A 22,930-nucleotide genomic window follows, 5' to 3' on the forward strand; every position below is an offset into this window, starting at 1 on the left:
CCATTAGCGTCGACTTTTGCGTTAGCGGCATTGAGGGTCTGACCCCAGCCTCTGCCCTTGGGGTTAAAAAGGAACACTATGACTGATCTCGATACGATTACCCACTACATCAACGGCGCCAAGGTCGACACGCAAAGTGGCCGCTACGGCGACGTCTACAACCCCGCGCTGGGCGTACCCGTCGCCAGGGTCGCGCTGGGCACCGTGGAAGACGTCGATGCGGCCGTGCAGGCCGCCGCCGCCGCTTTTCCTTCCTGGTCCGCCACGCCGCCATTGACGCGCGCGCGCGTGCTGTTTCGCTACCTGCAGCTGTGCCAGCAGCACACGGATGATTTTGCCGCCATGCTCACGCGCGAACATGGCAAGACCTTTGCCGATGCCCAGGGCGAAGTGGCGCGCGGCATCGAGATGGTGGAATTTGCCGTCGGCATCCCGCAATTGTTAAAGGGCGAATTCACGGACCAGATTTCGCGCGGCATCGATGCCTGGTCCATGCGCCAGGCGCTGGGCGTGGTGGCCGGCATCACGCCATTCAACTTCCCCGTGATGGTGCCGATGTGGATGTTCCCAGTGGCGATTGCCTGCGGTAATACCTTCGTCTTGAAACCGTCCGAACGCGATCCGTCGGCCTCCCTGCTGCACGCGAAGCTGCTCAAAGATGCGAGCTTGCCCGACGGCGTTTTCAACGTGGTGCAGGGAGACAAGGTGACAGTCGATGCCTTGCTTGACCACCCCGTGGTGCAGGCGATCAGCTTTGTCGGCTCGACGCCGATTGCCGAATACATCTATGCGCGCGGCAGCGCCAGTGGCAAGCGCGTGCAAGCGCTGGGCGGCGCGAAGAACCATATGGTGGTGATGCCCGACGCGGACATGGACATGACGGTCGATGCGTTGATCGGCGCGGCCTATGGTTCGGCGGGCGAACGTTGCATGGCCATCTCCGTGGTGGTGGCCGTGGGCGACGCGGGCGACAAATTGATCGACGCACTGGCAACGCGCACGGCCGCACTGAAAGTGCGCGACGGCATGGAAGATGGTGCGGAAATGGGACCGGTCGTGTCGCTGGCCGCCAAGCAGCGGATCGAAAAACTCATTGCCTCGGGCGTGGAGCAGGGCGCCACTTTGGTGGTCGATGGCCGCAATCACGTGGTGGCGGGTCGCGAGAACGGCTTCTTTGTCGGCGGCACTTTATTTGACCACGTCACGCGCGACATGAGCATCTACAAGGAAGAGATTTTCGGCCCCGTGCTGTGCGTGCTCCGGTGTCCTGACGTGGTGCATGCGGTGGAGCTGATCAACGCCAACGAGTATGGCAACGGCGTGGCCATCTACACGCGCGATGGCGGCGTGGCGCGCGAATTCGTGCGCCAGATCCAGGTCGGCATGGTGGGCGTCAACATTCCCTTGCCCGTGCCGATGGCCTTCAACAGCTTTGGCGGCTGGAAGCGCAGCATGTTCGGCGACCACCACGCGTATGGACCCGAAGGCGTGCGTTTTTACACGCGCCACAAGGCCGTGATGCAGCGCTGGCCGAACACGGCAAGCGCTGGTGTGGAATTTGCTTTTCCCCAGATGAAGTGACGGTTTAAAACTAAAAGTCCACCGCAGGATCAACGAAGGAAAACGCGATGATCGAGTCCCTGAACTATTTGCCGCATCCCGCCCTGCCCAATGAAGAACTGGCGGGCCATTTCACGGACCTGGCGCCGCCCCTGACGGCGCGCCAGGCGGCCATCGAAAGCGCCCGCTGCCTGTACTGCTACGACGCGCCGTGCAGCCGCATCTGTCCGTCGGAAATCGACGTGGCCAGCTTCATCCGCAACATCCACGACAAGAACATCAACGGCGCCGCCGCCGGCATCCTGAAACAGAACATCCTGGGCGGCAGTTGCGCCCGCGTCTGCCCCACGGAGATCCTGTGCGAGGATGTCTGCGTGCGCAACCACGACGCGGAAGGCCAGCCTGTGAAAATCGGCCTCTTGCAGCGTTACGCCGTCGACCACATGCACTTTGCCAGCCACCCATTCAGGCGGGCGGCAAGCACGGGCAAGACGATCGCCATCGTCGGCGCGGGCCCGGCCGGCCTGTCGTGCGCGCACCGCCTGGCCATGCTGGGCCACGACGTGGTGATCTTTGAAAAAGAAGGCAAGGCGGGCGGCCTGAATGAATACGGCATCGCCAAGTACAAGCTGACGGACGACTTCGCGCAAAAGGAAATCGACTTCCTGCTGGGCATAGGCGGCATCGAGATCCGATGTCGCCAGGCGCTGGGCGAGAACCTGCAGCTGCGCGACTTGCACGCGCAGTACGATGCCGTCTTCCTCGGCCTGGGCCTGGGCGCCAGCCGCAAGCTGGGCCTGACGGGCGAAGATGCTCCTGGCTTGCTGGCCGCCGTCGATTACATCGCCGCGCTGCGCCAGGCCGACGACCTGGCCGCGCTGCCCGTGCCGAAACGCGCCATCGTCATCGGCGCCGGCAATACGGCCATCGACATGGCCGTGCAGATTCAAAGGCTTGGCGCCGAGGAAGTCACCCTGGTCTACCGGCGCGGCTTCGACGCCATGACGGCCACCCAGCATGAGCAGGAGATCGCCAAGGCCAACCAGGTACGCATGCTGACGTGGGCTCAGCCGCAGCAGGTGCTGCTCGACGCGGCTGGCCATGTCGCCGGCATGCGTTTCGAGAAAACGCGCATACAGGGCACGCGCCTTGCAGGGACGGGCGAAACGTTCGACGTGGCGGCCGACGCCATTTTCAAGGCCATCGGCCAGAGCCTCGACACCGGCGTGCTGCATGATCCGATGGCGTCGCTGCTGCAGCGCGAAGGCGACAAGATCGCCGTCGACGCGGGTTTTCGCACGGTGCTGCCGGGGATCTACGCGGGAGGCGACTGCGTGGCGCCGGGACAGGACTTGACGGTGCAAGCCGTCCAGCATGGCAAGCTGGCCGCACTGGCCATCCATTCCGATTTCTTGAATAAAGTGGAGGCTGCATAATGGCTGATCTCAGCATCGAATTTTGCGGCATCAAGGCGCCGAATCCCTTCTGGCTGGCGTCCGCACCGCCGACCGACAAGGCCTACAACGTGGTGCGCGCCTTCGAGGCGGGGTGGGGCGGCGTCGTGTGGAAAACCCTCGGTGAAGACCCGGCCGCCGTCAACGTTTCGTCGCGCTATTCCGCCCTGTACGGCAAGAACCGCGAAGTGGTCGGTTTCAATAACATCGAACTGATCACGGACCGCTCGCTGGAGATCAATCTGCGCGAAATCACGCAGGTGAAAAAGGACTGGCCCGACCGCGCCATGATCGTCTCGCTGATGCTGCCCTGCGAAGAGCACTACTGGGCCGACATTTTGCCGAAGGTCGAGGCGACGGGAGCGGACGGCATCGAACTCAATTTCGGCTGCCCGCACGGCATGCCGGAGCGGGGCATGGGCGCGGCCGTGGGCCAGGTGCCCGAGTACGTGCAGATGGTCACCGCCTGGTGCAAGAAGCACAGCAAACTACCCGTCATCGTCAAGCTCACGCCGAACATCACGGACGTGCGCATGCCGGCGCGCGCGGCCAAGGCGGGCGGCGCGGACGCCGTCTCGCTGATCAACACCATCAATTCCATCACCTCGCTGGACCTGGACCGCATGGTGGCCTTGCCCATCGTGGGCGGCGCCAGCACCCATGGCGGCTATTGCGGGTCTGCCGTCAAGCCCATCGCCCTGAACATGGTGGCGGAAATCGCCCGCGATCCGCAGACGCGCGGCCTGCCCATTTCCGGCATCGGCGGCATCGGCAACTGGCGCGACGCGGCCGAATTCATCGCCCTGGGCGCCGGCTGCGTGCAGGTGTGCACGGCCGCCATGCTGCATGGCTTTCGCATCGTCGACGAGATGAAGGATGGCTTGTCGCGCTGGATGGACGAGAAGGGCTATGAGCGCATCAGCGACTTTGCCGGCAAGGCCGTGGCCAACACGACGGACTGGAAATACCTGGACATGAATTACCAGGTCATCGCGCACATCAACCAGGACGACTGCATCAAGTGCGGCAAGTGCTATGTGGCCTGCGAAGACACCTCGCACCAGTCGATTGCGCAACTGATCGACGCTGCCGGCACGCGCACGTATGAGGTGATCAAGGAGGAATGCGTGGGCTGCAACCTGTGCGAAATCACCTGTCCGGTGCAGGGCTGCATCACGATGGTGCCGCAGGCCACGGGCAAGCCATATATGAACTGGACGCAGGATCCCAGAAATCCACGGGCATTGACGGAAACGGTGTAGGGCACGTTTTTTGCGTACGTTTATTTTATAAACTGTTACCTGTCTTTGCAGTAAGCTAGACTGCCGCAGTTTACACAATGCCGTATCCCTGGCGTCATTCAAGATGCCGGCGGCCTAACCGATGGAGAATACCTGTGAACCACGACTATTCAGGCAATACGCAGCTGTGGAATGAAGATCTTGCGCCCACCACGGCAGCGCAGCGCACCTGGCGCTGGTATCACTTTGCCGCGCTGTGGGTCGGCATGGTGATGTGCATTCCCGCCTACACCCTGTCGGCCAGCCTGATCGACAGCGGCATGTCCGGTTACCAGGCCGTGCTCACGGTATTCCTCGCCAACGCCATCGTGCTCTTGCCCATGCTGCTGATCGGCCATGCGGGCACCAAATACGGCATCCCGTATGCGGTGCTGGCGCGTGCCTCGTTCGGCACCATGGGCGCGCGCTTGCCGGCGCTGATGCGCGCCATCGTCGCCTGCGGCTGGTACGGCATCCAGACCTGGTTCGGCGGCCAGATGATCTATACCCTGATGGGCGTGCTGATGGGGCATGAACTGGGCGGCGAGAAGATCGCGGGCCTGGGCATCAATGGCAGCCAGCTGCTGTGCTTCCTGGCTTTCTGGGCTATCCAGTTCTATTACATCCTGCACGGCATGGAGTCGATCCGCAAGCTCGAAACCTATACGGCGCCCTTGAAAATCCTCATCTGCTTCGTGCTGCTGTACTGGGTGCACAGCAAGGCCGGCGGCGTGGCCAGCTTGCTGGACCAGCCATCGCAATTCATCCCGGGCGGTAAGAAGGCGGGCCAGTTCTGGAGCGTCTTCTGGCCATCGCTGACGGCCATGGTGGGTTTTTGGGCTACCCTGGCGCTGAACATTCCCGACTTCACGCGTTTCGCCAAGACGCAGCGCGACCAGGTGATCGGGCAGTCCGTCGGCTTGCCCGTGCCCATGGGATTGCTGGCCATGCTGGCCGTGATCGTCACTGCCGGCTCCGTGGTCATGTACGGCAAGGCCATCTGGGACCCCGTCGACCTGGCCAGCCGCATGACGGGCGCCGCCGTGCTGGTTGCCCTGATCATTCTGCTGATCGACACGGTCAGTGTCAATCTGGCGGCCAACCTGGTGGGCCCGGCGTACGACTTTTCCTCGCTGGCACCGAAGCAGATTTCGTACAAGATGGGCGGCTACATCACGGCCTTCATCGCCATCGTCATGATGCCGTGGAAGGTGCTCGAATCGACGCAGGGTTATATCTTCACGTGGCTGATCGGCTACTCGGCCCTGCTGGGGCCGATTGCCGGCATCCTCATCGTCGACTATTATTTTGTGCGCAAGACGCAGCTCGACGTCAGGCAGCTATACCGCGACGATGGCATCTACTCGTATGGCAATGGCTGGAACATGGCGGCGCTGATCGCCTTTGTCATCGCCGTGCTGCCGAATATTCCCGGCTTTCTGAACGCGGCTTTTCCCACGGCGTTTCCCGGCGTGGCCGAAGGCTTTAAAACCATTTACACCTACGCCTGGTTCGTGGGCGTGGCCATCGCCGCAGTCGTCTACGGCGTCATGATGAAGGGCAAGGCGGCAGCACGCGTGCAGCAGGCACCGCAGTCCTGATCTTTTCGAGAAGGAGACAAGATGACTACACTGATACGTGGCGGTACCGTCGTCAACGCCGACCGGGCCTTCCGCGCCGATGTGCTGATCGAGGGCGACACGATTGCCGCCGTCGGCGAGAACTTGCCGCTGCCGGTGGGCGCCACCGTGATCGACGCGGGCGGCCTGTACGTGATGCCGGGCGGGATCGATACCCACACGCACATGAATCTGCCCTTCATGGGCACGGTGACGTCGGACGATTTTTTCACGGGCACGGCGGCGGGACTGGCGGGCGGCACCACCACCATCATGGACTTCGTCATTCCTGCCCCGAAGCAGTCGCTGATCGAGGCCTATCACCAGTGGCGCGCATGGTCGGCCAAGGCGGCCGGCGACTACACCTTCCACGTGGCGATCACCTGGTGGAGCGAGCAGGTTCATGAAGAAATGGGAGTGCTGGTGCGCGAGCATGGCGTGAACAGCTTCAAGCACTTCATGGCCTACAAAAATGCCATCATGGCCGATGATGAAACGCTGGTGAAAAGCTTTACCCGCTCGCTGGAGCTGGGCGCGCTGCCCACCGTGCATGCGGAAAACGGCGAGCTGGTTTTTCAATTGCAGCAAGCCTTGCTGAAGAAGGGGATTACCGGGCCACAGGCGCATCCTCGGTCGCGCCCGCCGGCCGTGGAAGCGGAAGCGGCCAACCGTGCCATCGCCATCGCCAATGTGCTCAACACGCCCGTGTACATCGTGCACGTCTCGTGCGCGGAGTCGCTCGACGCCATCACGCGCGCGCGCGCCAACGGCCAGCGCGTGTATGGCGAAGCGCTGGCGGGCCATTTGGTGATCGACGACAGCGTCTACCAGAGCGATGATTTCGACTACGTGGCGGGCCACGTCATGAGTCCTCCGTTCCGTGGCAAGCACCATCAGGCGGCGCTGTGGCACGGTCTGCAAAGCGGCAACCTGCACACGACGGCCACCGACCACTGCACTTTCTGCGCCGAGCAGAAGGCGGCCGGCAAGGACGACTTCACGCGCATCCCGAACGGCTGCGGCGGCGTCGAAGAACGCATGGCCGTGGTGTGGGATGCGGGCGTCAATTCCGGCATGCTCACGCCGTCCGAATTCGTCAAGGTGTCGTCGACCAATGCGGCGCAGATCTTCAATATGTATCCGCGCAAGGGCCTCATCGCCGCGGGCAGCGATGCCGACATCGTGTTGTGGGACCCGCAGGGCACGCGCACCATTTCCGCCGCCACGCAGTTCGCCAAAGGGGGCTTCAACGTCTTCGAAGGGCGTACCGTGCGCGGCATCCCCCGCACCACGATTGCCGCCGGCAAGGTGGTGTTCCACCAGGGCGAGCTGACGGCCGTCGAAGGGGCAGGGCGCTATATCGAGCGCCCGGCGTTTGCCGCCACCACCGCATGAAGTCAGGAGACAATAATGGATGATCTACGCATCAATGGCGAACGATTGTGGGCAGCCCTGATGGAACTGGCGCAGATCGGCGCGACAGTGAAGGGCGGCGTCAAGCGCCTGGCCCTGACGGACCTCGACAAACAGGGGCGCGACCTGGTGGTGCGCTGGGGCCGCGAGGCGGGCATGAGCATCACCATCGACCAGATCGGCAATGTCTTCATGCGCCGCGACGGCGCCGACAATAGCTTGCCGCCCGTGATGACGGGCAGCCATATCGATACGCAGCCCACGGGCGGCAAGTTCGATGGTAATTACGGCGTGCTGGCGGGCCTGGAAGTAGTGCGCACCTTGAACGAGCTCAATATCAAGACGCGATCGCCCATCGAAGTGGCCTTCTGGACCAACGAGGAAGGCTCGCGCTTCGTGCCCGTGATGATGGGTTCCGGCGTATTTTGCGGCGCATTCTCGCTCGAAACCGCGTATGCGGCGAAAGACACGGAAGGCAAAACGGTGGGCGAGGAGCTGGCGCGCATCGGCTATCGTGGAGACCAGGTGCCGGGCGACCATCCCATCGGCGCCTATTTTGAAACGCATATCGAGCAGGGCCCTGTGCTGGAAGACGCCGATAAAGTCATCGGCGTGGTGCCTGCCGTGATGGGCCTGTCGTGGTACGACTGTGTGGTGACGGGCATGGAAGCGCATGCTGGCCCCACGCCCATGGGCCTGCGCAAGGATGCGCTGCAGGTGGCCACCGTCATCATGCAGGAAGTTGTCGCCATTGCCAACCGCTACCCGCCGTATGGGCGCGGCACGGTGGGCATGGTGCAGGTGTTCCCGAACAGCCGCAACGTGATTCCCGGCGAAGTCACATTCAGCATCGACCTGCGCAATGTGAACGACGAACTGCTCAACACCATGCACGGCGAGATCACGGCCTTCATCGACGCCACGCGTGACAGGACGGGCCTGGGCATTTCACTGGAAAGGGTGTCCTACTACCCGCCATGTCCGTTTCACCCCGACTGCGTGGGCGCCGTGCGCAATGCCACCGCAAAGCTGGGTTATTCCGTGATGGACGTGGTGTCGGGCGCCGGTCACGACGCCATCTACGCTGCCCGCCTGGCGCCGGCCGGCATGATCTTCGTGCCGTGCAAGGACGGTATCAGCCACAATGAAATCGAGGATGCCAAGCCCGAACATCTGGAAGCGGGTTGCAACGTGCTGCTGCACGCGATGCTGGAGCGGGCCGTGGCCGTATAGGTCACCGGCCCACGTCCCTCACTCAGGGCTTGGGCTGGAAGTCGCGCAAAAACGCCAGCAGCGCGCGCGCCGCGATGTCGGCGTCGTCGGCCGTCATGGTTTCCAGCGGGTTGTGGCTGATGCCGCCATTGCCGCAGCGCGTAAACAGCATGGCCACGTCGGTGATGGCGGCCATGGCCATGGCGTCGTGGCCGGCGCCCGACAGCAGCGCGTATGGTTCGATGCCCACCGATTCCACGGCTTGTGCCAGCTGCGCCATCAGCCAGGGCGCGCACGGCGCCGCATGCGCCGACAGCAGCAGTTCTAGCTGATAGTCGATCTGGCGCCGTGCGCAGATGGCGGCGATGCCATCGAGGATATCGTCGACGGCCGCCTGGCGTACCGCATCGCTGGCGGCGCGGATGTCGAGCGACAGGGTGCAGGCGCCAGCGATCACGTTGACGGAACCGTTGGGCACCTGCAGCTGGCCGACGGTGCCCACCAGTGCTACGCCCTGGCTGCAGCGCTGTTCCACCAGCAGGATGATTTCGGCCGCCGCACTGGCCGCATCCTTGCGCATGGTCATGGGCGTGGTGCCCGCGTGGCTGGCCACGCCGCCAAGATTGACCAGGTAGCGCGAGCTGCCGGCAATCGCCGTGACGATTCCCAGCGGCAGGTCGCGCTCCAGCAGCACGGGGCCTTGTTCGATATGCACTTCCACATAGCCCAGCAAGCTGGCAGGATCGCGCGCGATGGTGCCGATGGCGCTCGCCTCGTGACCGGCGGCGGCCAGCGCGTCGCGCATGCTCACGCCATCCGTGTCGCATTGTTCCAGCAGCGATAAGTCGAACCTGCCCGTGACGGCCGTGCTGCCCAAAAACGTGCTCTTGAAGCGCACGCCTTCCTCTTCGGCGAAGCCGACGACCTCGACGTGGAAGGGCAGCTTTTCGCCCCGTTCGTGCAGGTGGCGCACGACGGCGATCGGCAGCACGATACCCAGCCGGCCATCGTACTTGCCGCCGTTGCGCACCGTGTCGTAATGCGATCCCGTCATCAGCGTTTTTGCGCCGGGCGCGTCGGACAGATAGCGCCCGACCACGTTGCCGACGGCGTCGATGTACACCTGCATGCCGGCCTCCTGCATCCAGTCGGCCAGCTGCGCGGCCGTTTTCTGGTGCGCCGGCGTCAGATAGGCGCAGGTCAGGTTGTAATCGCTGTCGCTCCAGCCGGCCAGTGTTTCAGCGTGCTGCATGATGGCCGGGCCGAAGTCCAGACGCACGTCGAACAGGTCGTTCAGGCGTAGCTCGGCGATGCGCTTGATCTGCCGCAGCGATTCGGCCAGTTCATCGGCGCGCCGGTTCTTCAGGCGCCGGGCAAAGGTGGCGATGATGTCCTGGCGGGTCAAACCCTCGCCCGTCGGGCCCTTGACGGCCAGGATGAAGGGAAAGCCGAACCTGGCGTTGTAGTCGCTGTTGAGGCGCTGCAGGGTGGCAAATTCGTCGGTGCTGCACAGGTTCAGGCCGGACTTGGCCTGTTCGCGCGTCGACTCGGCCGTCAGCTGTCCCGCAATGGCGGCCTTGCCGGCCAGTTCGGGGTGGGCGCGTATGAGTCCCAGCTGTTCTTCGGGCGAGGCCAGGGCCAGCACGCGCTGCAATTCCGTCTTGAGCGCCGTCAGGCTGGCAAACGGCCGCGCGGCGGCCGCGCGCTGGGCGATCCAGGGCGAATGTTCATAGATGCCATGCAGCTGCGCGATAAAATCGGCCTGGTTGCCGGCGTTCAGGTCTGAAAGGGTGGTCATGGTTTTCCGATCATGCAAGCGGTGATGATAGCGCCCCGTTCCTGCATCCATTATATGCGCGTGCTGATAGCGGCTATCGCTGCACCAGCGCCTTGGCCGCCGCGCTGACCTGGTCGCGCAGCCATTTATGCTCGGGCGCCTGGTGCACGCGCTGGTGCCACAACTGGTAAAAGCGCATGGGCGGGAATTTCAAGGGCACGGTATACGTTTTCAGCGGCAGGGTCTTTTCATAGAAGCGCATGAACTGCCGGCCCGTGGTGAGTACCAGGTCCGTCTGCGTCAGCATGTAGGGGATCAGGCCGAAATATGCCGATTCCACCACCACGTTGCGCTGCAGGTTTTGCCGTTCGAGGAAGGAGTCGATCACGCCGTGGTAGCCCGGCATCATCTGCGACGGCGCCACGTGGGGCAGGCTCAGATAATCGTCGAGCGTCATGGCGTCGCTGGCCGTGCGCCGCGCATAGGCGTTTTCCGCATGCATGGCGCAGACGATGGGATCTTCGAACAGTTTCGAAATGTGCAGATGGGCGGGCGGTTCATCCCAGTTGGCGATGACCAGATCCAGCCCCCCGTCGGACAATTGCCGGATATGATCGATGCCCGGTCCCAGGCTGTGCAGCACGACGCGGCTTTTCGGCGAACCGCGGCGCAGCTGGGCCACCACATTGGGCAGGAACTGGCTGTCCAGGTAGTCGGGCGCGGCGATATGGAAGGTGCGCGCCTCTTCCTGCGCCACGAACGGCGTCTTCTTGATGAACAGGCTCTCCGTCTGGTCGAGGATGCGCTTGGCCGGATTGAGCAGGCTTTCGCCATGCTGGGTGGGCACCATGCCGCGTGCGCCGCGCACCAGCAGCGGGTCGCCCGTCAATTCGCGCAGCTTGCGCAAGGAGGCGGAAATCGACGGCTGCGGCTGGTTGAGTTTCAGCGCCACGCGCGAGACATTCTTTTCCACCAGCAGCAGGTAGAGGATGCGGATCAGGTGCAGGTCGAGGTGTTGTGGCAGGCTGGACATGTGGCGGCGGCTCTGTTGTATATCGATTTGAATATGTCAAATATACGATATTTTTCATGTGAAGGGCGGTAAATCCGTTTATCTTGTGTAGATTGGCACGAATATGGGTTCGGTCTGACTAGAGGAAATTTATGGAAGTATTTGCCTACCTGATTCCGTACGGCCTGGAGTGGCTGAACCTGATCGTCCGCTGGCTGCACGTCATCACGGGCATCGCCTGGATCGGCGCTTCCTTTTATTTCGTCTGGCTCGACAACTCGATCCGCCCGCCCGCGCCTGGCTCCGAGCTGGCGAAGAAGGGCGTCTCGGGAGAGCTGTGGGCCGTGCATGGCGGCGGCTTCTATAACCCGCAGAAATACCTGCTGGCCCCCGCCGAACTGCCAAAGGAACTGCACTGGTTCAAGTGGGAAGCATATTCGACCTGGCTGTCCGGCTTTGCCCTGCTGACGATTGCCTATTACTTCAATGCCCAGGCCATGATGATCGACAAAGCCGTGGCTGACATCAGCAGCGGGCAGGCCGTCGGCATCGGCATCGCCACCCTCGTCATCGGCTGGACCGTGTACGACCTGTTGTGCCGCTCCAAGCTGGCGCAATATGAACTGTGGTTCGGCGTGACGGTGTTTGCGCTGATCGTCGGCGCCGCGTATGTGCTCACGCATTTGCTCAGCGGGCGCGCCGCCTACATCCACGTGGGCGCCATGATCGGCACCATCATGGTGGCCAATGTGCTGATGCTGATCATTCCCGGCCAGCGCAAGATGGTCGAAGCCATGGCCGCCGGCAAGCTGCCCGATCCCAGGCACGGCCTGAAGGCCAAGCAGCGCAGCGTGCATAACAATTACTTTACCTTGCCGGTGCTGTTCATCATGATCAGCAACCACTACGCGATGACCTACCGCAATGATCACGCCTGGCTGGTGCTGGCGCTGATCATGGCGGCTGGCGTCTTCATCCGCCACTTTTTCAACCTGCGCCACAAGGGGCGTGTCGAGTGGCGCTATCCGGCCATCGGCGTGGCCTTGCTGCTGGCCGTGGCCGTCGCCATCGCGCCGAAAGCGCCCGTGGCGGCCGCGCCGGCGGTGGACCCGGTCGCGCAGTTCCAGCGCGTGCATGCCATCATCGCCCAGCGCTGTGCCACCTGCCATTCGGCCCAGCCCACGCAAGCGGGTTTCGCCACGGCACCGGCCGGCATGATGCTGGATAATGAAATGCAAATCCGCCAGCACGCGGCGCAAATCTACAAGCAGGCCATCGAGCTGAAAGCCATGCCGATCGGGAACCTGACCAATATGACGGAGGCCGAGCGCAGCGAATTGGGCGCCTGGCTGCAACAGACCATGCAAGGAGCAAAATGACAACGCACGCAGAAAAAATCACGGCCTGGATCGACGCACACTTCGACGAAGAAGTCGCCTTTTTACAGCAGGTGGTGCAGCAGCCGACGGATACGCCACCCGGCAACAACGCGCCGCATGCGGAGCTGGTGGCGCAGCTGTTGCAGGCATATGGCTGGAACGCGGAAAAGCATGCCGTACCTGTGGACCAGGTGGTGGCATATGGCATGCAGAGCATCACCAACCTGATCGTGCGCCGCCCGTATGCCGCAGGCGGGCCGACGGTGGCCCTGAACGCGCATGGCGACGTGGTGCCGCCCGGCGACAACTGGACGTATCCGCCGTATGGTGGCCAGATCGACGGAGGCTATATCTACGGCCGCGCGACGGCCGTCTCGAAGGGCGATTTCGCCACCTATGTGTTTGCCGCGCGCGCGCTCGAAGCGCTGGGTATTGCCTTGAAGGGCCAGCTGGAACTGCATTTTACCTACGACGAGGAATTCGGCGGCTTGCTGGGGCCGGGCTGGTTGCTGGAACAGCAGCTGACGAAGCCCGATTTCGTCATCGCCGCCGGTTTCAGCTATGGCATCGTCACGGCGCACAACGCCTGCCTGCAGTTGGAAATCACCGTGCACGGCAAGTCGGGCCACGGCTCCATGCCGGAGACGGGGCATGACGCGCTGCAGGCGGCCAACAAGATCCTCAACGCCATCTACAGCCAGCTGCCGGAGCTGAAAAAGATCAAATCCAAAGTCGCTGGCATCGATTCGCCCACCATGCTGGTGGGACGCATCGACGGCGGCACGAATACCAATGTGGTGCCGGGCAAGGTGGTCATGAAGATGGACCGCCGCATGATCCCGGAAGAAGACCCGGTGGCGGTGGAAGCGCAGGTGCGCGCGCTGATCGAAGACGCCGTGAGCGGCGAACCTGGCATCCGCATCGAAATCCGCCGCCTGCTGTTGTCGCATGCGCTGCGGCCCTTGCCCGGTTCCGAGCAGCTGGTCGGCAGTCTGCAGAAAAATGCGCAAGCCATCCTTGGCGAGACGATTCCCGCCCTCGGCACGCCGCTGTATGCGGATGCGCGCCTGTATGGCGAACGGGGCATCCCCGCCGTGCTGTATGGCGCCGGTCCGCGCACGGTGCCCGAGTCGAACGCGAAGAAAGCCGATGAGCGCCTGGCATTGGACGACTTGCGCAAGGCCAGCAAGATCGTCGCCCTGACCCTGCTTGACTTCCTGGGTGAAAAATAGGCCGGGGTACTTTGGCTTACAATGGGGCGAACACTCACACTGTGAAGATGAGTCCCCATTGATTGAAGAGCCAAATTGAATACCCGTTTTCTCGAAGCGTTTGTCTGGGCTGCGCGGCTGGGCAGCTTCCGCACGGCGGCCGACAAGCTGCACATCACGCAGGCGGCCATTTCCAACCGCATCGCCTCGCTGGAGCAGGACTTCGGCACGCGCTTGTTCGACCGTGACGCGCGTGAAATCCGCCTGACTTTCGCCGGGCGCAACCTGCTCGTGTACGCAGAACGCATGCTGGAACTGTGCCGCGACATGTATGCGGCCAATTCTTCGCCCGCGCAGATCACGGGCGAAGTGCGCATCGGCGTCATCGAAACCATCGTGCATACCTGGCTGATCCCGTTCCTGCAGCGCGTGCAGGAGCGCTATCCGGGCATCGAGATTCAATTGACGTCCGAATCGACGCGCCGCCTGCACGAACAGCTGCAGCAGGGCGAGCTCGATATCGCGCTGCAGACGGACATGCTGACGGGCGACCATATCCGCAGCACGGGCAGCGGTGCCATCGCCATGGGTTGGGCGGGCAGAAAGGCCGACTGGCCAGACACGGGCACACCGTTCACGGTGGCGCAACTGGCGCAGCACCCGATCATCACCATGAACCGGGGATCGCAGCCGCATTCCGCATTGAAGGCGCTGTGCCAGGACGAGGGCGTGCAATTGGGCCGCGTGCACTGCGTCAGTTCGATTTCCGCCATCGTGCGCCTGGTGAAGGCCGGCTTCGGCATCGCCGTGCTGCCGCTGGCGCCCCTGCGCGAGGAAATCGAGCAAGGCAACATCGCCCTGATTCCCTGCGCCAGCGCCCTGGCACCGCAGCGCATCGTCATCAGCTACAGCGAAGACATCACCACGGAGGCGATCCAGCTGGTGGCCATGCTGGCGTGCGAGGAAGCGGCCAGGTTCACCCTGGGGCTCGCGGAGGAGTACGGAGCTTGACGCTGTGTCGTAGGTCGGATTAGCGCCACGGCGCGTAATCCGACAACATTGTTGGCCCGTCCCCAGCGCGACCCACAAGAAAAACTTATCAGTCGCGTTCAGAATAACCCGTTTGCCAAGTGATGGCGTGCCACCTATTCTGGGTTGGCACCCACTTACAACGCAAACGGAACCATCATGACGACCTCCACCACCACCTTGCCAGGCATCCTGTTTGTCTGGACCAGCGCCGACCCGGAACACGAACTCGATTTCAACCGCTGGTACGACCGCGAGCACGTGGAAGAGCGCGTGCGCATTCCCGGTTTTGTCAGCGGCACGCGCTATCAGAGCGTGCGCGGTCCCCGTAAATACCTGGGCCTGTACCGCACCGACTCGCTGGATGCCTTCCAGACACCCGACTACTTCAAGGCCTTCGGCCAGCAGACGCCATGGTCGGTGACGAATCTGCAGCGCATGCTTGACCCGATGCGCCGCGTCTGTGCCATCGAGGCGGAAACGGGCATGGGCACGGGCGCCTGGCTGGCCGTGCTGCGCCTTGGGGGGCAAGCCATCGGCCAGGATGCACAGGCGGTGGCCGGCCTGGCGGTGCTGGGGACGAAGCTGCTGCAGATTGACGGCGTGATTTCCACGCGCTTGCTGACGCCCGACGCGAAGCTGTCCGGCCCCCTGCCGGCGGAGCAGAAGGAAGGCCGCGTGCTTGACCCGATCTTCCTGATCGACGCCTCGTCGGAAAGCGCCGCCGTGGCGGCGGTCAATGCCGCCAGCGCAGCGCTGGGCCTCGACGTGGAACAGGCGGCCATCCTGCAACTGTCCTGGCAGCTGCGCGAGGCGGACCTGCACGCCGCCTGACGCGGACACGCGCATCTTGCCGGCACGGATAACACGAGACACGGGCCACGGCGCAGGGCATAGCATCCTGCGCCGGGCCTGCAAAAAAAACTGACGAGAGAGGTAGGCAATGACTACACACACCACCGCGCAAGGTAGTACGCACATCAGTGCGCACGCGGACGCACCGGGCAAAAAATCCAAGACGGGCCGCCTGGCCACGGCCAGCATGGTCGGCACGACCCTGGAATGGTATGACTTCACCGTCTACAACACCATGGCCGCGCTGATCTTCAACCATCTGTTCTTCCCTTCATTCGATCCGCTGACGGGTACCATCCTGGCCTTTTCCACGTATGCCGTCGGCTATATTTCGCGTCCTATCGGTGGCGTGATCTTCGGCCACCTGGGTGACAAGCTGGGACGCCGCTGGGTGCTGGTGGTCACCCTGATGCTGATGGGCGTGACGACGGGCTTGATGGGTCTCTTGCCCACGTATGCCACGGCCGGCATCTGGAGCCCGGTCCTGCTGGTGGCGCTGCGCTTCGTGCAGGGCATCGCGCTCGGTGGCGAATGGGCAGGCGCCGTGCTGATCTCCGTCGAACACGGCGCGCCGGACAAGCGTGGCCGCAACGCTTCCTGGACGCAGGTGGGGCCATCGTTCGGCACCTTGCTGGCGACGGGCTGCATCGGCCTGATCACCTATCTGCTGCCGCATGAAGCGTTCATGGACTGGGGCTGGCGCATGCCATTCATCGCCAGCCTGCTGCTGGTGGCGTTCGGCATGTGGATACGCAGCGGCATCGAGGAAACCCCGCTGTTCAAGGAGCTCGACCAGCAGGACGCGAAGGCCGAAGCGCCGATCGGCGACGTGCTGCGCATCTACTGGCGCCGTCTGTTGATCGCCGGCGGCGTGCGTATCGGCTCGGACGTGCTGTATGCGCTGGTGGTGGTGTTCACCCTGACCTATGTGACCACCGTGCTGCACCTGTCGTCGACCCTGGCACTGACCGCCATCATGATCGGCACGGCTTGCAATGCGCTGTCGGTGCCCCTGTTTGGCGCTTTATCGGACAAGATTGGCCGTCGCCCCGTGTATGCGCTGGGCGCCATCCTGGGCCTGGTGTGGGCGTTTGCCTTCTTCACCTTGTTGGATACTGCCAGCCCAGCCGCCATCGTCACGGCCGTCGTCGTGGGCCTGGTCATCCACGCCATCATGTACGGCCCGCAGGCGGCCTTCGTCATCGAGCAATTCCCCACCAAGGTGCGCTATGCGGGTTCCTCGCTGGCCTACACCCTGGCCGGCGTGATCGGCGGCGGCTTCGCGCCCCTCGTCATCGCCAGCCTGTACCGCTCGTACAACAGCACCATGGCCGTCTCGCTGTACGTGGCGGCGGCCTTGCTGATCACCGGCGCGGCCGTCTTTGCGGCCCGCGAAACGGGCCGCGGCCCTCTTGAGGAATAACATCATGACGACATTGAGTTTTCAACTGGCAGGCCATGGCCCAGTTACCTTCGACATCGACAATCTCATCATCGCCGGCTGGACGGGCCGCGACATGGCGATGGTCGAACACCATATCGCCGAACTGGAAGCCATCGGCGTGGCGCGCCCGAAAAGCGTGCCGATGTTTTACCGCGTGGCGGCGGCGCTGCTGTCGAGCGATGCCGCCATCGAAGTACCGGGCCTGGACTCGTCCGGCGAGGCCGAGTTCGTGCTGTTTTCCACCGAATACGGCTTGCTGGTGGGGATAGGTTCCGACCACACGGACCGCAAGGTGGAAAGCTATGGCGTGACGGTGTCGAAGCAGATGTGCGGCAAGCCCGTGGGCGATACCCTGTGGCGCTATGCCGACGTGGCCGGCCATTGGGATCAGTTGCAGATGCGTTCCTGGCGCGAACGCGCAGGCGTGCCAGCCCTGTATCAGGACGGCCCCGTGACGCGCATGCTGTCGCCGGAAGACCTGATCTTGCGCTACATGGGGCAAGCGACCCTGCCCGTGGGCAGCGCCATGTTCTGCGGCACGCAACCGATCATCGGCGAAATGGGCCATGGCGACGCGTTTGAGTTGGAGCTGTATGATCCAGCCTTGCAGCGCCGCCTGCAGCACCGCTATGCCGTGCAAACCCTGCCCGTGGAAGGATAAGAGAATGACCCAGTTGACCAAGACCATCCGCGAACTGGCGGCCGACCTGGCCGCCGGCCGCACCACCAGCGTGGCACTGACGCAGCAGATGCTGGCGCGCGCCGAGGCGCACCGGGCGCAGGGCGGCCATGCCTATGTCAGCCTCGATGGCGTACAGGCGCTGATGGAAGCGCGGGCCAGCGATGCGGCGCGCGCCGCTGGCATCGTTGCCTCGCCGCTGGCCGGCGTGCCTATTTCCATCAAGGACCTGTTCGACGTCAGGGGGCAGGTCAGCAGCGCCGCCTCGCTGGCGCTGGCCGACGCGCCGCCCGCCGGTGCCGATGCGCTTGCTGTGGCGCGCCTGCGCGCGGCCGGCGCCGTCCTGCTGGGCCGCACCAACATGAGCGAATTCGCATTCTCCGGCCTGGGCTTGAATCCCCATTACGGCACGCCGCGCAATCCGCACGACGGCACGCGCGTGGCGGGCGGCTCCACCTCGGGCGGCGCCGTCACGGTGGCGTTGGCGATGGCGGCCGGCGCGCTGGGCACGGACACGGGCGGCTCGATCCGCATCCCGTCCGCCTTTTGCGGCCTGACCGGCTTCAAACCGACGGCCGCTTTCGTGTCGCTGGCCGGCACAGTGCCGTTATCTCGCTCCCTCGATTCGGCCGGCCCTATCGCGCGCAGCGTCGATTGCTGCGCCATCCTGTACGCAGCCTTGTCGGGCAGGGAGATCGCCGACGGCGTATTGGCATTAAAGGGCTTGCGCTTCGGTTTTACCACCGACTACGTCGGCGCCAATGTCGAGCCGGAGGTGCGGCAGGCTTTCGGGCGCGCGCTGGACAAATTGCGCGCGGCCGGCGCGCTGGTGGAACAGTTCGATTTCCCGGAATTGCTGGAGCTGCCGACGATCAATGGCGGCGGTGGCCTGGTGGCGGCGGAAGCCTGGCACTGGCACAGGGTGCTACTTGAAGAGAAGGGCACGCAGTATGACCAGCGCGTGGCGGCGCGCATCCGCCGCGGCCAGCAGCAAGGCGCAGCGGACTACATCGACTTGCTCGATGCGCGCGCGCGCCTGATCGCCATCGCGAAGCAGCGCCTGGCGCCATTCGACGCCTGGCTGATGCCCAGCGTGGCTATTCTCGCACCGGAAGTCGCGCCGCTGGATGCGGATGACGCCACCTTCTTTGCCACGAATGGCCTGGCGCTGCGCAACGCCAGCGTGATCAACTTCCTCGACGGCTGCGCGCTGTCGCTGCCTTGCCACGCCGAGGGTGAGCTACCTGTGGGGCTGGGCATTTGCGGCCTGGCGGGCGCCGACGATCAAGTGCTGCAAATCGGCCGCGCCGTGGAGGCGCTGTTGCGGGGGAGTGGAAAAGAATAGTGCCGTAGTGCAGGAAAATGCCAACTCTGTCATGATGGCTGGCATTGACATGAGATAGTCGCGCTTGCGCGCCGGCAAACTTCAACTGTGCACCGATACGACCTGATTAGCTGTCATGACTGCGGCGTGCTATACCGCAAACGTCCGCTGCGTCCACGCGAAAAGGCGCGCTGCATCCGTTGCCGCTCGGTGCTGTACCGGGCCGCGCCAGGCCGGGGCGCGCACGCGCGGGGGGCATCGGCCGAATTGAGCAAGGTGGTGGCGTTGACCCTGGGCGCCGCCTTCGTCTTCCTGATCGCGCAGTTTTTTCCCATCGTCGAACTCGACGTCAATGGCCTCACTTCCAGCGCCACCTTGCTCGGCTCCATCCGCGTGCTGTGGTCCGAGCAGATGCACATCGTGGCGACGATGGTCTTCCTGTTTACCATCCTCTTTCCCGCCATCGAACTCGCTTCCCTGCTATATGTGGCGCTGGGCTTGCGCGGCGGCGTCAAGGTGCCGGGCTTTAACCGCGTGCTGCGCGCCGTGCAGACGGCGCGCGAATGGGGCATGACGGAAGTGCTGATGATCGGCATCCTGATCACCGTCGTCAAGATGACCAGCCTGGCCACGGTGCTGCCGCAACCGGGGCTGTTCGCGTTTGGTGCGCTGACCCTGATGCTGGCCATCGTCGTCTCGTTCGATCCCAAGGCCCTGTGGAACCTGGGCGACGACCTGACCCGTCAAGGGCTGCCGGGCATCCGCTACAAGGCCTTCGCGCCGGGCGCGAAGATCGTGCCCTGCCACGCTTGCGGCCTGGTGGCGCCGCCGCTGGGCAAGGGCAAGCATCTGGCGTGCGTGCGCTGCGGCACGGCCCTGCATGTACGCAAACCGGACAGCATCAACCGCACCTGGGCCCTGCTGATCGCCGCCATGATCCTCTACATTCCCGCCAACCTGCTGCCCGTGATGGTGACGCAATCGCTGTTCGGCGCGCAGGACGACACCATCATGAGCGGCGTGGTGCTGTTCTGGACCAGCGGCTCGAAAGGCCTGGCCATCATCATTTTCATCGCCAGCGTGGTCGTGCCGATGTTGAAACTGGGCGTGCTGGCGCTGCTGGCGTTCACGGCGCAGCGGCGTTCGCGCTGGCGGCCGCGCCAGCGCACCATCTTGTACCGCATGGTCGAATTCATCGGCCGCTGGTCCATGCTCGACATCTTTGTCGTCACCCTGACGGTGGCATTGGTGCGCTTCAAGTCGCTGGCCGTGATCACGGCCGGACCCGGCGCGCTGGCCTTCGGCTCCGTGGTGGTGCTGACCATGCTGGCGGCGATGCAGTTCGACCCGCGCCTGATATGGGACCCCGTCGACGGGCAGGTGCCTGGCGAGGAAGAACCCGTGGTGGTGGCAAATACCGGAAACAATACAGTGATTGGAGAACAGCATGTCTGACAAAGAAGCAGGCGACCTTGCCGAAACGGGTGGCCAGGGCGTCCCCCCGTTGCCGGAACCCGATGTGGAACAGGGCAGCCGCTGGCTGCCGTCGCTGGTATGGCTCATTCCGCTGCTGGCCGCGCTGATCGGCGCCGGCCTGGCCGCCAAGTCCATCCTCGACCAGGGCCCCACGGTGACGGTCAGCTTCAAGAGCGCCGAAGGCCTGGAACCGGGCAAGACCAAGGTCAAGTACAAGGACGTCGACATCGGCCAGGTGCGCGCCATTACCCTGGGCGAGGACTTGAGCAAGGTGCTGGTGACGATCGACATGAGCAAGGAAGCGCGGCGCTTCGCCACCGCCGATTCGCGCTTCTGGGTGGTGCGCCCGCAGATCGGCGCCAGCGGCGTGACGGGCCTGGGCACCTTGCTGTCAGGCGCCTACATCGGCGTCGACACGGGCAAGTCGGAAGCCAAAAAGGAGAACTTCGTCGGCATGGAAAATCCGCCCGCCGTGGCGGGCGACCAGAAGGGCAAGCTGTACACGCTGCATGCGGACAGCCTCGGCTCCGTCGACGTGGGCTCGCCCCTGTTCTTCCACCGTCTGCGCGTGGGCAAGGTGGTCAGCTTCGCGCTGGACAAGGATGGCAATGGCATCACCATGTCGGTCTTCGTGAACGCCCCGTACGACCAGTTCGTCGGCAAGAATGCGCGCTGGTGGCATGCCAGCGGCGTCGACGTGCGCCTCGATTCGAGCGGCTTCAAATTGAATACGCAGTCGCTGGCGGCCATGCTGGTGGGCGGCATCGCCTTCGAGGCGGAGAACGGCCGCAAGCCCGAGGAGCCCGCGCCGGCCGATACCAATTTCCGTCTGGCGGCTGACGAGGCCAGCGCCATGCGCGAACCCGATGGAGAGGCGATCACCACCGTATTCTATTTCGACCAGTCCCTGCGCGGCTTGCAGCCTGGCGCCACGGTGGACTTCCGCGGCATCGTGCTGGGCGAGGTGCGTTCGGTGGGCATCGAATTCGATCCCGTGAAGAAGAACTTCCGCATGCCCGTCACCGTCAGTCTGTATCCGGCCCGCCTGGGCATGCGTTTCAAGACGGCCGTCGACGATGCGGAAGGCTCGGCTGGCCACCAGCTGCTCGAACGCATGGTCAGCCGCGGTTTGCGCGCCCAGCTACGCACGGGCAACCTGCTCACCAGCCAGCTGTACATCGCGCTGGACTTCTTCCCGAAAGCGCCGAAGGTGGCGCTGGACTTGAACAGATATCCGCTGGAAGTGCCCACCGTGCCCAATACCCTGGATGAACTGCAGACGCAGATCGCCAGCATCGCCCGCAAGCTCGATCAGGTGCCATACGCGGAGATCGGCAATAACCTGAACGCCACCATCAAGCAGGCCAATACCCTGTTCAAGCAGCTCGATGGCCAGGTGGTGCCCGAAATGCGCGACACTCTGACGGCGGCGAAACAGACCTTCGGCACGGCCGAACAGGTGCTGCAAAAGGATTCGCCGCTGCAGTCGGACGTGCGCCAGGCCTTGCAGCAACTGACGCAAACCCTGCAATCGCTCAATGCCCTGTCGGATTACCTGGAGCGTCACCCCGAGTCCCTGATCCGCGGTAAAAAAGGAGATGAAAAAAAATGATGAAACCGATTTTTTCCGCGCTGCTGGCGACCAGCCTGCTGGGCGCCTGCTCCACGCCCCAGCCCGAGCATTTCTATACGCTCAGTGGCGGCGCCGACGCGCAGCCGGCCAAACCCGTCAAATACTATGTCGAGGTGCTGGCCGTCAGCGTGCCGCAGCAGGTAAGCCGCAACCAGTTTGTCGTGACGGCGCCATCGGGACGCATCGAATTACTGGAGCAGCAGCGCTGGGCGGGGCCGCTGGCTGGCGAAATCGGCCAGGCCCTGTCCACGGCCGTGACGAACGATCTGGGCGCCATCGATGTGTTCCGCACGCCACATCCCGACAACCTGCCCGTGTACCGCATCAGCACCAATGTGCAGCGTTTCGAGTCCGTGATGGGCCAGTATGCGCTGATCGATGCCGTGTGGAGCGTGCGCCAGCTGGCCAGCAGCAAAGTGGTGACTTGCCGCACGATCGCCAATGAAAAGGTGGGCGCCGGCTACGATGAACTGGTGCTGGGTCACCGCCGTGCCGTTAGCCGCATCGCCGCCGATGCGGCCAGCGTGGTGCGTGCTTTTGACAACGGCAACGCCGCCTGCCCGGCCGCCTGAG

The 22,930-nt window shown here is 63.8% G+C and carries 18 protein-coding genes; 16 read left to right on the forward strand and 2 right to left on the reverse strand.

Annotated features, from left to right (window positions below):
• Positions 1-78 precede the first annotated feature (78 nt).
• The 6 genes from O0882_RS22560 (at position 79) to O0882_RS22585 (ending at position 8,559) form a co-directional block, all read left to right on the forward strand.
• Positions 79-1,581 carry a CoA-acylating methylmalonate-semialdehyde dehydrogenase gene (locus tag O0882_RS22560; protein WP_289951671.1) on the forward strand — a complete coding sequence of 501 codons (1,503 nt, stop codon included), beginning with the start codon at positions 79-81 and terminating at the stop codon, positions 1,579-1,581.
• A gap of 47 nt (positions 1,582-1,628) precedes the next feature.
• On the forward strand, positions 1,629-2,996 hold the full coding sequence (locus O0882_RS22565) for an NAD(P)-dependent oxidoreductase (RefSeq protein WP_289951673.1): 1,368 nt from the start codon (positions 1,629-1,631) through the stop codon (positions 2,994-2,996).
• On the forward strand, positions 2,996-4,276 hold the full coding sequence (gene preA / locus O0882_RS22570) for an NAD-dependent dihydropyrimidine dehydrogenase subunit PreA (protein WP_289951675.1): 1,281 nt from the start codon (positions 2,996-2,998) through the stop codon (positions 4,274-4,276). The genes O0882_RS22565 and preA overlap by 1 nt, the downstream gene beginning before the upstream one ends.
• A 134-nt stretch (positions 4,277-4,410) precedes the next feature.
• On the forward strand, positions 4,411-5,895 hold the full coding sequence (locus O0882_RS22575; protein ID WP_289951676.1) for an NCS1 family nucleobase:cation symporter-1: 1,485 nt from the start codon (positions 4,411-4,413) through the stop codon (positions 5,893-5,895).
• Between the two features lie 21 nt (positions 5,896-5,916).
• Positions 5,917-7,308, forward strand: coding sequence for a dihydropyrimidinase (hydA, locus tag O0882_RS22580; RefSeq protein WP_289951678.1), 1,392 nt, complete (start codon positions 5,917-5,919; stop codon positions 7,306-7,308).
• Between the two features lie 15 nt (positions 7,309-7,323).
• Positions 7,324-8,559, forward strand: coding sequence for a Zn-dependent hydrolase (locus O0882_RS22585; protein WP_289951680.1), 1,236 nt, complete (start codon positions 7,324-7,326; stop codon positions 8,557-8,559).
• Between the two features lie 22 nt (positions 8,560-8,581).
• Here O0882_RS22585 and O0882_RS22590 read toward each other — a convergent pair whose 3' ends face one another.
• Both O0882_RS22590 and O0882_RS22595 read right to left on the reverse strand, forming a co-directional pair.
• Entirely contained in the window at positions 8,582-10,336 is a 1,755-nt protein-coding gene (locus O0882_RS22590) for an allantoate amidohydrolase (RefSeq protein WP_289951681.1), read from the reverse strand.
• Positions 10,337-10,409: 73 nt separating this feature from the next.
• Entirely contained in the window at positions 10,410-11,348 is a 939-nt protein-coding gene (locus O0882_RS22595) for a LysR substrate-binding domain-containing protein (RefSeq protein ID WP_071079255.1), read from the reverse strand.
• Between the two features lie 131 nt (positions 11,349-11,479).
• Between O0882_RS22595 and O0882_RS22600 the strand changes: the two genes are divergently transcribed.
• The 10 genes from O0882_RS22600 (at position 11,480) to O0882_RS22645 (ending at position 22,929) form a co-directional block, all read left to right on the forward strand.
• Entirely contained in the window at positions 11,480-12,706 is a 1,227-nt protein-coding gene (locus tag O0882_RS22600; RefSeq protein WP_289951685.1) for a urate hydroxylase PuuD, read from the forward strand.
• Entirely contained in the window at positions 12,703-13,938 is a 1,236-nt protein-coding gene (locus tag O0882_RS22605; protein ID WP_289951688.1) for a M20/M25/M40 family metallo-hydrolase, read from the forward strand. Before O0882_RS22600 ends, O0882_RS22605 begins: the two co-directional genes overlap by 4 nt.
• A gap of 75 nt (positions 13,939-14,013) precedes the next feature.
• On the forward strand, positions 14,014-14,928 hold the full coding sequence (locus O0882_RS22610; RefSeq protein WP_289951690.1) for a LysR family transcriptional regulator: 915 nt from the start codon (positions 14,014-14,016) through the stop codon (positions 14,926-14,928).
• Between the two features lie 177 nt (positions 14,929-15,105).
• Positions 15,106-15,780 (forward strand): DUF4286 family protein, encoded by a 675-nt coding sequence (locus O0882_RS22615; RefSeq protein WP_289951692.1) that lies wholly within the window; start codon positions 15,106-15,108, stop codon positions 15,778-15,780.
• A 109-nt stretch (positions 15,781-15,889) separates the two neighbouring features.
• Complete coding sequence (locus tag O0882_RS22620; protein ID WP_289951694.1) at positions 15,890-17,224, forward strand: MFS transporter; 1,335 nt, start codon at positions 15,890-15,892, stop codon at positions 17,222-17,224.
• Positions 17,225-17,228: 4 nt separating this feature from the next.
• Positions 17,229-17,906 (forward strand): DUF2848 domain-containing protein, encoded by a 678-nt coding sequence (locus O0882_RS22625; protein WP_289951696.1) that lies wholly within the window; start codon positions 17,229-17,231, stop codon positions 17,904-17,906.
• Between the two features lie 4 nt (positions 17,907-17,910).
• Positions 17,911-19,269 (forward strand): amidase, encoded by a 1,359-nt coding sequence (locus O0882_RS22630; protein WP_289951698.1) that lies wholly within the window; start codon positions 17,911-17,913, stop codon positions 19,267-19,269.
• Between the two features lie 87 nt (positions 19,270-19,356).
• Positions 19,357-20,703 carry a paraquat-inducible protein A gene (locus tag O0882_RS22635; protein ID WP_289951701.1) on the forward strand — a complete coding sequence of 449 codons (1,347 nt, stop codon included), beginning with the start codon at positions 19,357-19,359 and terminating at the stop codon, positions 20,701-20,703.
• Positions 20,696-22,336, forward strand: a complete 1,641-nt coding sequence (locus O0882_RS22640; protein WP_289951702.1) for an MlaD family protein — start codon at positions 20,696-20,698, stop codon at positions 22,334-22,336. Before O0882_RS22635 ends, O0882_RS22640 begins: the two co-directional genes overlap by 8 nt.
• Positions 22,333-22,929, forward strand: coding sequence for a PqiC family protein (locus tag O0882_RS22645; RefSeq protein ID WP_289951704.1), 597 nt, complete (start codon positions 22,333-22,335; stop codon positions 22,927-22,929). The genes O0882_RS22640 and O0882_RS22645 overlap by 4 nt, the downstream gene beginning before the upstream one ends.
• Position 22,930: the final 1 nt, after the last annotated feature.

The sequence above is a fragment of the Janthinobacterium sp. SUN073 genome, assembly GCF_030397665.1.
Lineage (GTDB): Bacteria > Pseudomonadota > Gammaproteobacteria > Burkholderiales > Burkholderiaceae_D > Janthinobacterium.

What these genes read in the sequence shown, in the direction of transcription:
- O0882_RS22560 (WP_289951671.1), top strand. Translation starts at nt 79, where the DNA reads ATGACTGATCTCGATACGATTACCCACTACATCAACGGCGCCAAGGTC.
- O0882_RS22565 (WP_289951673.1), top strand. Translation starts at nt 1,629, where the DNA reads ATGATCGAGTCCCTGAACTATTTGCCGCATCCCGCCCTGCCCAATGAA.
- preA (WP_289951675.1), top strand. Translation starts at nt 2,996, where the DNA reads ATGGCTGATCTCAGCATCGAATTTTGCGGCATCAAGGCGCCGAATCCC.
- hydA (WP_289951678.1), top strand. Translation starts at nt 5,917, where the DNA reads ATGACTACACTGATACGTGGCGGTACCGTCGTCAACGCCGACCGGGCC.
- O0882_RS22585 (WP_289951680.1), top strand. Translation starts at nt 7,324, where the DNA reads ATGGATGATCTACGCATCAATGGCGAACGATTGTGGGCAGCCCTGATG.
- O0882_RS22590 (WP_289951681.1), bottom strand. Translation starts at nt 10,336, where the DNA reads ATGACCACCCTTTCAGACCTGAACGCCGGCAACCAGGCCGATTTTATC.
- O0882_RS22595 (WP_071079255.1), bottom strand. Translation starts at nt 11,348, where the DNA reads ATGTCCAGCCTGCCACAACACCTCGACCTGCACCTGATCCGCATCCTC.
- O0882_RS22600 (WP_289951685.1), top strand. Translation starts at nt 11,480, where the DNA reads ATGGAAGTATTTGCCTACCTGATTCCGTACGGCCTGGAGTGGCTGAAC.
- O0882_RS22605 (WP_289951688.1), top strand. Translation starts at nt 12,703, where the DNA reads ATGACAACGCACGCAGAAAAAATCACGGCCTGGATCGACGCACACTTC.
- O0882_RS22615 (WP_289951692.1), top strand. Translation starts at nt 15,106, where the DNA reads ATGACGACCTCCACCACCACCTTGCCAGGCATCCTGTTTGTCTGGACC.
- O0882_RS22620 (WP_289951694.1), top strand. Translation starts at nt 15,890, where the DNA reads ATGACTACACACACCACCGCGCAAGGTAGTACGCACATCAGTGCGCAC.
- O0882_RS22625 (WP_289951696.1), top strand. Translation starts at nt 17,229, where the DNA reads ATGACGACATTGAGTTTTCAACTGGCAGGCCATGGCCCAGTTACCTTC.
- O0882_RS22630 (WP_289951698.1), top strand. Translation starts at nt 17,911, where the DNA reads ATGACCCAGTTGACCAAGACCATCCGCGAACTGGCGGCCGACCTGGCC.
- O0882_RS22640 (WP_289951702.1), top strand. Translation starts at nt 20,696, where the DNA reads ATGTCTGACAAAGAAGCAGGCGACCTTGCCGAAACGGGTGGCCAGGGC.
- O0882_RS22645 (WP_289951704.1), top strand. Translation starts at nt 22,333, where the DNA reads ATGATGAAACCGATTTTTTCCGCGCTGCTGGCGACCAGCCTGCTGGGC.